Annotated in this window: 8 protein-coding genes; 2 read left to right on the top strand and 6 right to left on the bottom strand. The window is 60.2% G+C overall.

The annotated features are described in order from the left end of the window. Positions 1-172: 172 nt before the first annotated feature. The 3 genes from ABYB95_RS16810 to ABYB95_RS16800 all read right to left on the bottom strand — a co-directional run bounded on the left by ABYB95_RS16810 (position 173) and on the right by ABYB95_RS16800 (position 1,497). Positions 173-655 carry a hypothetical protein gene (locus ABYB95_RS16810; RefSeq protein ID WP_372659706.1) on the bottom strand — a complete coding sequence of 161 codons (483 nt, stop codon included), beginning with the start codon at positions 653-655 and terminating at the stop codon, positions 173-175. A 25-nt stretch (positions 656-680) separates the two neighbouring features. Beyond that, positions 681-1,025 carry a DUF6152 family protein gene (locus ABYB95_RS16805; protein WP_372659707.1) on the bottom strand — a complete coding sequence of 115 codons (345 nt, stop codon included), beginning with the start codon at positions 1,023-1,025 and terminating at the stop codon, positions 681-683. A gap of 277 nt (positions 1,026-1,302) precedes the next feature. After that, positions 1,303-1,497 (bottom strand): hypothetical protein, encoded by a 195-nt coding sequence (locus ABYB95_RS16800; protein WP_372659705.1) that lies wholly within the window; start codon positions 1,495-1,497, stop codon positions 1,303-1,305. Here ABYB95_RS16800 and ABYB95_RS16795 point away from each other — a divergent pair. Continuing rightward, positions 1,487-2,293 (top strand): restriction endonuclease, encoded by an 807-nt coding sequence (locus ABYB95_RS16795; RefSeq protein ID WP_372659704.1) that lies wholly within the window; start codon positions 1,487-1,489, stop codon positions 2,291-2,293. The genes ABYB95_RS16800 and ABYB95_RS16795 overlap by 11 nt on opposite strands. A 49-nt stretch (positions 2,294-2,342) precedes the next feature. Here the strand turns inward: ABYB95_RS16795 and ABYB95_RS16790 are convergent, their stop codons facing one another. The 3 genes from ABYB95_RS16790 to ABYB95_RS16780 form a co-directional block, all read right to left on the bottom strand. Next, complete coding sequence (locus tag ABYB95_RS16790; protein ID WP_372659703.1) at positions 2,343-2,771, bottom strand: hypothetical protein; 429 nt, start codon at positions 2,769-2,771, stop codon at positions 2,343-2,345. A gap of 742 nt (positions 2,772-3,513) precedes the next feature. Then, positions 3,514-3,744: a hypothetical protein gene (locus ABYB95_RS16785; protein ID WP_372659702.1), complete on the bottom strand. Its 231-nt coding sequence runs from the start codon at positions 3,742-3,744 to the stop codon at positions 3,514-3,516. A gap of 80 nt (positions 3,745-3,824) precedes the next feature. Continuing rightward, positions 3,825-4,319: a hypothetical protein gene (locus ABYB95_RS16780; protein ID WP_372659701.1), complete on the bottom strand. Its 495-nt coding sequence runs from the start codon at positions 4,317-4,319 to the stop codon at positions 3,825-3,827. Positions 4,320-4,718: 399 nt separating this feature from the next. On the opposite strand from ABYB95_RS16780, the gene ABYB95_RS16775 reads away from it, so the two are divergent. Beyond that, a partial coding sequence (locus ABYB95_RS16775; protein WP_372659700.1) for an SDR family NAD(P)-dependent oxidoreductase occupies positions 4,719-5,110 on the top strand: 392 nt, incomplete at its 3' end.

Below are 5,110 nucleotides of genomic sequence, written 5' to 3'. Positions count from 1 at the left end.
GAAGCAAGAGTAGTCGGGTGTTCGGGGGCGTTCGGGGTCAGTTTCCAATTCACCTTCACCGCAAATCATCGCGGTCGGGTCCTGGGGTCTTGTCCCCTTCCTCGCCCCGTTTCAGCTACCGCAACGGCGAGCAGGCAGTCTTCGGAATGATCTGGCCCTACTGCTTGCCCCATCAGCGGTAGCCAATCAGCCGCCCCAGAGCGAGCGCCGCCAGCCAGCACACCAGCGACACCCCGCAGGCCAGTCGCACGCGACCATCTGGGCGGTTCTGATTGACCGCAATGCGCCAGCTTTCGCTGCTGTGCAACAGGGCGATGTTCAACAGAGCCAGCGCGATGCTTGCCAGTTTGAACTGAAACAGCGTGTTGAAAACGTAGTCCAACGGTCTTGAGATGAGCAGCAGCAACCCGGCTGCCACCGCCAACGCAAACCCAGCCCGCGCCGCAGGGAGCAAGACAGTGGCGAGTACCGAAACCTCGGGCGACCTACGATGGCGAAGCAGGCGCCAGTCCAGAATCAGGATGGACCCCACCAGCAACCCGATGCCCAGGATGTGCAGCATGTTGACCAGCGGGTACACCCATTCGGATGAGCGCAGCCCCACCGACAATGCGCTGCCCTCCATCCAATCGACGAACTCCAGAAACCGACTCATAGGAATGAGTCTCAAGGCCGGCGGCTTATGGCTTCCTGGCGGGCAAACGCTCTGGGTACAGATCGAAGTTTTTGCCACCGATCACGATGCGCTCTGCCTTCATGCGTTGCTCCTTCTTGTCGGCTGACCGCTTGCCCACAACGATCAAGGTGGCCCCTTTGGCCAACATCGCATCGGTCAGGCCTGCCCTTTCATTGCGCCAGGGTTGTCCAACCTCCACCAGCCATTTGGAGCCGTCCGCATCCATCGTCAACACGCCATGCGGGTTGCCCAACTCGGCCTTTTCGACGATCGCCGTCAGTTCGAATTGGCCATCCTCGGTCCAACGCCATCCGTGGTGGGCAAAGGCCGCAGTCAACCCGGCGCCCATCAGCAAGAGCCCTGCGAGGCAACCGCGAATCAAGGGGTTTCTGAACATGGCAGCACCTCATGGATAAAACGGAAATTCATGCTATTCGCATGGGCGCGGCACTGTCAAACGCCAGCACAAACCAAAGGGATCAGATTCCGTCTCGACGGGCGTTCGGGGGTAGGTGTTCGGGGTCAGACTCCCATTTTTGGCCGCTCTTGTTCGCTGTTTGGCTCAATTGACAGTGGTGCTCTCCCGCTGCGTGAGCCGCGAAGGCATGATCCTCCACAAGAACAAATCAGGAGGAAACCGGAATGGCCAGATCGCCCACGCGCAGACGCGCCAAACGCAAACCCAAAAGCCCGTTGCTTGGCATGGCCGTCACGCTGCTCGGAATGGGCATGCTGCTGCTGGTGGCGGGCGGCGTGTTTCGCAGCAACCAGTTGCTGGCCGGTGCCGCTTCTGCGTTCAACACACCGGCGATGTTCGCCATTGGCTTGGGCGTGGTGTTGCTAGCAGCGCATTTCGTCTTCAAACGCGGTCCAGCTGATGAACACGCGGCGCCGCCCATTGACTTTGCGGCCGCCAATCAGCGACGAAAGTCATCGCAGGTATCTGGCCCGGCTGCGAGGCCAACCCCATCTCCATCGTCAGGCGAACTGAACAACGTCGCCGCACCAAACAACCGTCACAGCCCGACTCAGCCCAGCCCCATGCCGCCGGGGGCGCCAGCCAGCACATGGAACCCCGCCGTATTCGCCGAAATCGAATGGCGCCGCTTCGAGGCCGTATGCGAAACGCTGTTCGCCCAGGCTGGCTTTGAGACGAAAGCCCAGTCGCACGGTGCCGATGGCGGTGTGGACATCTGGCTGCACTCAAAGAACGCCGAGGGTCCGGTGGCGGTGGTGCAGTGCAAGCACTGGCAGGGCAAACCTGTCGGGGTGAAGGAGTTGCGCGAGTTCTTTGGCGTGATGGCTTCACACGGGCTCAAACGCGGCACCTACGCCACCACATCGACCTACACGGCCGACGCCAAGGCCTTCGCCCGATCCAACAGCATCAACGCGATGGACGGCACAGACCTGCTGGCATTGATCGCCAAGCGCACAGCCGAGCAACAGGCCGCGCTGTTGGCGGTGGCCTACGAGGGCGAATACTGGCGCCCGACCTGCGCGAGCTGTGGCATCAAACTGTTGGAGCGAAAACCCGCCAAAGGAGGCGCGCCGTTTTGGGGCTGCTCCAACTATCCTCGCTGCAAAACGCGCATCTACATGGCGGCGAAAGCCTGACCTTCCGAGCATTGGGGATTTCACAGTCACAGCCCAATCCAACACCCACTCAGTGCAGCGTGCTCTCCATGATCTGGTGCATTTCCTGCTCCAGACCTTTCGACGGAATGATCACCATCTGCTTGCCGCCGAATTCGGCCGAGTAGCGCGGCGCTTCGCTGGCGTGTTGATAGGCTTCGCCGAGCCGAACGATGAGCTTCCCCATGTCGATTTGCGACAGGTGGTGTTCTTCGGCAAATTCCTTGAGGCCGGTGACTTTGCCATCGTGAATCCAGGCAATGCCAAATTTCTTGGGTGGCTTGCCCAGAAACACAAAGGCTTCATGCTCTGCCGGCACCACTTCCAGGTGGTCAGACACCTTGTGCGCCAGTGCCTCCAGCGGCGCTTTGATTTCATCGAGTGTGGCCTGCGCCTCGTTGCCAGCCGGCAGCGGCGGATAGTCCACCTTGCTGCCCAGAAACTTGTCGAGTAGTCCCATGTCGTTCTCCTTTCAGAAGAATAAAAGAGAGCCTGACGACAGTTCGACAACGGGGGTAAGCGGGGAGCTGCCGCCAGACGCTCTCACCTTAGACCATCAGCGCGGATTTTTCAAATCGATGGCATTTGGGGTCGGACTCCAACGCTCTAGGAGCCTGCGCGGCAGAAGGCGTCGAAAGCGAAAATCGCCCCCAGCGAGGACAGTTTTTGCCGGATTTGCAGCCCCATAGCCCGGCTATGGGGCAAATAGACGGTGAAAAATGGACCGCTGCGGGCGATTTGCAGCCGACGCCTCTTCTGCCGCGCAGGCTCCTAGGCAAGAGTGACCCTCATCCACCGAACAGCCCGCTGCACCACTGCTGCTTGCATGGCACGCCGTCGCCATCCATCTGCATGTCGGGACCGTTCTTCAGGGCCCTTTGGCCTCGCGGCGAGAAGTCATCTGCGAACGGTACTGGCGTCCATCGCTACGGAAAGTGGGGGGCGGAATCTGTGGCTTGGTCGCTGACGACTTCGCGGGAATTGGCGGGAGCCGATCTGGGTGTGCGGTGTGGCCCCATACAGGTCGAGGAAATCAGGAACTGCAGACCACGCAAAAGGCGATTTTGAAGCTACGTGTGCAACTGCGGTGGCAGATCACCGCGCAACGGTGCACGCCCAGACCGCTTTCGCGCGGCTGATCTGAGCGTCCCAAGAGGGTTCAGAAGGTGCCACGGCTGCGCTTCAACGCCGCTGAAAATGGTTCAAGCCTTGGCCTGCTCCGGGCCATCCAGTCTGATTTTTCCTTCGTCGACGTAGCGCCGGAAGTCGTCGATGGGAATGGCGGTGGAGCCATGCACCTCCTCGTCCACCCAGCTCAAGGTGACGTCGTTTTCTGAGATCGAAACCTCCACCGGACCTTCGCGAATTTCGACGACAGGGCCATCGCCTTCGCGGTATTCGACCTTGCCCACAATGCGTGCGGTTTGAGCCATTTGTTTTCCCTTTAATGAAGTGTGAACTGTGCGCCTCAGTATGCACCGCTTGGCTCGGCCACACACATGGACATGGTGGCTCAGAGGCCAGCCGGCGGGCTCGGTATGTTGGCCTCGTAGATCAGCGCCACCGTCTTGCCGTCGAGCATCTGGAGTTGCACCGTCATGCGCCGAAACGACCACTTGAGGTCGACCGTACCCTTCGCCGCGCCCGACCGCGTCTTGGTGCTGATCGGCAGACCGTAGCGCGCCCGCAGCGAAGTCTGCAAGGCTTTTAGCAACGCTTGCAAGCGCTGGGGATCGGCGGGCTGGGCCTGCAGGTGGATGCGCTGCAGGCGCTCGGATTCAAAATGAAACGTCGCTGCGAAGGTCTCATCCGCAATCGACGTGCTCGGGATTTCCAGCAACGCACTGGGGTCCGCCGAGCGCCGAGCCGGCGAGGTTTCGCGCACGTCGGACATCAGGGCGCGGATCTCGGCCGGGCTGGCCTGCATCGGAGCGTCGCGCCACATGGTCTGGGCCGACGCACCCCATGCCATGCCGGCCAGCACAAAACAGATAAGAAAATTCTTCATGGCACCCAGTGTGCCGCAAGCGCCCGGTTCGGAACCGCTGCGGTGATATTCGGCATCCGATATTCGGGGGCTATGCGCCCATTCCCTGCTCTGCGTACTTGCAGATTGCCGCATTTGAGCGGCTATTTCTACTTCGATCACCCGATCGATGTCGGGTCCAGCGGACTGTGGATCGGGTGATTCGCCCACCACAAGCACTTGCCCGAATGGTCCAGATTTTCGCAGACGGCAGCGCTCATTGCAGTTCCTCTTGACGGTGCCTTTCAGATGGAAAGCACACGGTATCGATATGCCTTGGCGGCGCGCATCAACCGTCTATACCGGCACACAGATACGCCAGCAGCAATGTGTCTATTAGGGAATTTCCCGTGCGTCCATATTTTTTCACTGCGTGAAAACATGACCAATTTGACTACTGCCTTGCGATGTCTGAAACACATCATTCTTCTCGATCCGAACCAAAGATCGGTTCGGGAAAAAAACAAAAAGCGCTTGGGCATCGAAGTGGGAGCAGCAACTCCTGCCGACCAGCGCGATGGAGACAAAATGATCGACTTGCAAGGAAAAGTAGCGGCTGTCACCGGCGCTGCGGGTGGTATCGGCGCGGAGGTGGCTCGCACCTTGGCACAAGCGGGCGCCCAAGTTGTCTTGGGCGACGTGCAGGCCGAGCGTGGCGAGCAAGTTGCCAAACAAATACGCGATGCCGGCGGCCAGGCCACGTTCGTTGTGCACGACACGTCCGTGGAGGATCAGTGGATCGCGTTCATCGACACGGCCCTGGATACCTTCGG

The sequence above is a fragment of the Hydrogenophaga sp. genome (assembly GCF_041633695.1).
Taxonomy (GTDB): Bacteria; Pseudomonadota; Gammaproteobacteria; order Burkholderiales; family Burkholderiaceae_C; genus Hydrogenophaga.
This window is presented reverse-complemented; position numbering and strand designations above follow the sequence as displayed.

Coding starts and splice junctions, on each gene's coding strand:
- ABYB95_RS16790 (WP_372659703.1), bottom strand. CDS start 2,771: ATGGGACTACTCGACAAGTTTCTGGGCAGCAAGGTGGACTATCCGCCG.
- ABYB95_RS16780 (WP_372659701.1), bottom strand. CDS start 4,319: ATGAAGAATTTTCTTATCTGTTTTGTGCTGGCCGGCATGGCATGGGGT.
- ABYB95_RS16800 (WP_372659705.1), bottom strand. CDS start 1,497: ATGGCGAACATCGCCGGTGTGTTGAACGCAGAAGCGGCACCGGCCAGC.
- ABYB95_RS16810 (WP_372659706.1), bottom strand. CDS start 655: ATGAGTCGGTTTCTGGAGTTCGTCGATTGGATGGAGGGCAGCGCATTG.
- ABYB95_RS16785 (WP_372659702.1), bottom strand. CDS start 3,744: ATGGCTCAAACCGCACGCATTGTGGGCAAGGTCGAATACCGCGAAGGC.
- ABYB95_RS16795 (WP_372659704.1), top strand. CDS start 1,487: ATGTTCGCCATTGGCTTGGGCGTGGTGTTGCTAGCAGCGCATTTCGTC.
- ABYB95_RS16805 (WP_372659707.1), bottom strand. CDS start 1,025: ATGGGCGCCGGGTTGACTGCGGCCTTTGCCCACCACGGATGGCGTTGG.